This window comes from Thermoflexus sp., from assembly GCF_042408365.1.
Classification (GTDB): domain Bacteria; phylum Chloroflexota; class Anaerolineae; order Thermoflexales; family Thermoflexaceae; genus Thermoflexus.
This window is the reverse complement of the sequence record NZ_JBHOQJ010000003.1, coordinates 1-3,359: the sequence shown is the minus strand read 5'-3', so window position 1 is coordinate 3,359 and position 3,359 is coordinate 1. Positions and strand designations below refer to the sequence as shown.

Below are 3,359 nucleotides of genomic sequence, written 5' to 3'. Positions count from 1 at the left end.
CGCGTACGCGGCCCACACCTCACTTCACTTAAGCGGACCAAACGCTATATCGAACCGAGGTGCGCGTGGAACCACTCGGCTACCAGTGGAACCGTAATCTCTAAGTACTCTAATGGAAGCATATGACCCGCCCCAGGCACCACCACGAGATCCTTCCGACATCGGAGCCGCGCGGCGAACTCCCGATGGTAATCCGCTGGCAGGATGCGGTCGCCCTCGCCGACCAGGAGCCGCACCGGCTTGGCCATGGCCTCGATGGATGGCTTGTCGGACGGATCCAGAAAGAGGGAGATCCAAGTGTTCAGGCGATAGGCCCACACGCAAAGGGGATCCGCCCGCCACCGACGCAGATTCTCCGGTTGCTCGAAGACATGGGAGGGCTCCAGAAAAGCACGCACCGGCACCGGCAAACCGCCCAAGATGCCCCGAAGAGGTCGGCTCGCCCGAGCGAGGGGGACCAGCACGAAATGCCGACGGAGATAGAGGACGGGGCGGATATTCTGTAGATCCAACACGTTGTGGCAGACCGCGGCGCGGATCCGCTCGTCCTCCAGCGCGGCGTAGAAGGCCAGGATGCCCCCCATGCTGGATCCGGTGATCCCGATTCGGTCGTGGTAATGGGCGAGGGCGAAATCCACGGCCCGGCGGATGTTCCGCATCGCGTCCGCGTAAGTGAGAGATCCGCGAGCTCCCCCGCTCCGCCCATGCCCCTGGAGGTCCAGAGCGATGACGTTGAGCCCGGCCTCCGCCAGAGCCTTCAGGTAATTGGCGCCTGGGATCATCTCACTGTAAAAACCGGCGTGAGCCGTCATCCCATGGATGAAGATGACCGTTGGGGCCTGGGGGGAGTGTTCATAGATGGTCAGATGGAGCATGGGGCGGTGGTCTTCGATGAAAAGGGTGCGGGTAGCAACCATCGCATGCCTCCAGATCAGCTTTTCAGGCGCAGCGGCCTATGCCTACGCGGCGACACGTTGGATCCTATAGAGGGTTTTTCGAAGCAGCCAGCCTGCGGCCAACACGCTATGGGTTCGTGCCCTCGGAGGATTCCGGCTCCATGAGCACGCGGATATGATGCGCGAGCTCCAGGCCGATGATCACATCGTGCTGGGCGAGGCGAAGGCGCAATGGCCCGTTGAAAGGGGCCCGGGCGACCAGCTCAAAGGACGTTCCGGGGACTAAACCCAGGGAGCCCAAATACCGCAGCTGCTCCGGATCCTCCGTCTTGACCCGGCTGATCCGCCCCCGCGCGCCGACGAAAGCTTCGCTCAGGGGGATGTCGAACAGCGCGGGCATTTGTCCGTCCGGCGTGGGGATCGGATCCCCATGCGGGCAATGGGTGGGGCGTCCGGCCACCTCATACATCCGTTCGCATAGGGCTTCATCGATCGCAGGGTCCAGCCGATCCGCCAGCGCGTGGACCTCTTCCCAGCCGATGTTCAGCACTCGGGTCAGGAAGGCCTCCAGGATGCGATGTTGTCGGATGCTCCGCAGCGCCTCCCGCTCGCCGGCCTCCGTCAACAGGATCCCGAGGCGGGTCCGGCGGATGAACCCGTGGGATTCCAGACGGTTCAGCATGCGGACCACAGCGGGGATTGTGACATCCAGGCGTCGGGCCAGCGTAGCAGCCCGCACCGGCCCTCCCTCGCTCATCCGGTAGATCTCCGCCAGGTAGGCCCGCATTGCCGGGCTGATGGTTCGGCTGGGAGGCTCTTGTCGGTTCAGGATTTCCTCCGATCTTTTAGGAATTAGGCCGTTCGGAGCCCGCGAGGGAAAGCAAGAAGGCCCCGCTAGGAACCCACTGCGCAACTCTTGCTGAAATTCCATGCGGAAAGATCATCCCCGCGCGTTGGGGCGACCGCCCGATGCGCTCACCATTACCTTATAAGAGTGTAACATGAATTGGACCGCGATTCAATGAATTTAAACCTATCCCGTGAAGAAGGCTCGTTTTGGGCGCCGTGCGGGGCACTGGAGGCGCCCCGCACGGCGCCGGTCATGGAGAGCTCCTGAGATGAAGAAACCACGGATGCTTCGCCTTTTGGGAAATCCGGAGGCAGCAAGCTTGGTGTCCATCGGGGCTCTTACAGCCGTTCGATGGGAATGGCCGAGCGTAGGGTTGTGGATCGCCGCAGTCCTCAGCTTCGGGGGCTTCGCGCTCCAGCGGGAGCAACTGGGCGTTGCCCTTCCCGCGCTCGGGCTCTTCGCCGCTTTGATGGCCGGCTACCTAGGAAGCATCTTGCTTCCCGTGGATTCGGTGCGCCGTTGGATGGGAGCGGACCTCCGACGGATCTACAGCCTTCCTTTCGCCCTGTGGTTTGGGAGCAGCCTGCTGCCCATCTTGCGGGGGGATCCCTTCGATCCGGGGGCGCTCCTCCTGAGCCTCATGATGTTTGTGATCCCTACCGTCATGGTCCTTCACAATCGCGCTTCCTGGCGGGCGAGCGAGGGGTGGATCGTGGCGGGGGCTCTGGCGTTCCTGCTGATCCCGAGTCCGCTCCCCAGGGACCCTGTGGGCTGGGCGTTCCGAGTGGGCGCCGGGCTTTGGCCCATCCCCTTCCTTCTTGGATGGCCTTCCAGCGCTCGGGGGCGATCGCACCTCCTCTTCTTCGGAGCGGTTCTTTTCCTGTGGTATGCGGTGGAATTCCAACGTCTTCCCGAACACCCTCTGGTCCCTGGGGGGCCTTCGTATGCGCATCTGGCGGTGATCACGCTGTTCATATGGTTGCTGATCCTCGCCGGCCGGTTCCCCGATTTGGGGTTCACCTTCCGTTGGACATGGGGGGACCTCCAGGCGGTGGCGATGAATCTAACCGGCTTTGCGGCCTTCGCCTTGCCCTTCGGGCTGCTCACCGGTTTCATTGCCCCGGCCCCTGCGCTCCCCCACTTTTTGGAGGCGCTCATCCGCCTGTTGGCGATCTATCTGTTCATCGGGCTTCCGGAGGAGATCTTGTTTCGAGGGACGCTGCACGTCCACTTCCAGCGGGTGCTGGGCTGGCCCCCCTTGCGCACCTTGATCCTCTCCTCCCTCTTATTCGGCCTCGCCCATTTGAATAATCCCCCCAAAGTGGGCTTATACGTGATCCTGGCCACCGTGGCGGGGTTCTTCTACGGGCGGACCTATCTACAAACGGGGAAAGTGACGGCCGCCGCCCTGGTGCACGCCTTGGTGGATTGGATCTGGAGCGTGTTCTTCGTTTGAGAGCAGGGTTGCTCTGTTGCAAAGATAGGATTCTTTGGGAGGGGTGAGCCGTGTACGCGGCTCATCCCTCCCAGAGATTCTGAGTTGGGTTGAAGATACGCCGTGGGGGAAGTCGGAGGCCTCACCCCCCTTCGTCCCCCCTCCCCACGGCCCGAAG

At 62.8% G+C, this 3,359-nt stretch carries 3 protein-coding genes; 1 reads left to right on the top strand and 2 read right to left on the bottom strand.

All coding sequences use genetic code 11. The features are described from left to right. Positions 1-44: 44 nt before the first annotated feature. Together ACFMO5_RS00090 and ACFMO5_RS00085 are read right to left on the bottom strand one after the other, a co-directional pair. Positions 45-917 carry an alpha/beta hydrolase gene (locus ACFMO5_RS00090; RefSeq protein ID WP_376790734.1) on the bottom strand — a complete coding sequence of 291 codons (873 nt, stop codon included), beginning with the start codon at positions 915-917 and terminating at the stop codon, positions 45-47. 106 nt (positions 918-1,023) lie between these two features. Next, positions 1,024-1,683 carry a metal-dependent transcriptional regulator gene (locus ACFMO5_RS00085; protein WP_376790733.1) on the bottom strand — a complete coding sequence of 220 codons (660 nt, stop codon included), beginning with the start codon at positions 1,681-1,683 and terminating at the stop codon, positions 1,024-1,026. 331 nt (positions 1,684-2,014) lie between these two features. Here ACFMO5_RS00085 and ACFMO5_RS00080 point away from each other — a divergent pair, with 331 nt between their 5' ends. Beyond that, positions 2,015-3,202: a type II CAAX prenyl endopeptidase Rce1 family protein gene (locus ACFMO5_RS00080; protein ID WP_376790732.1), complete on the top strand. Its 1,188-nt coding sequence runs from the start codon at positions 2,015-2,017 to the stop codon at positions 3,200-3,202. Positions 3,203-3,359 lie beyond the last annotated feature (157 nt).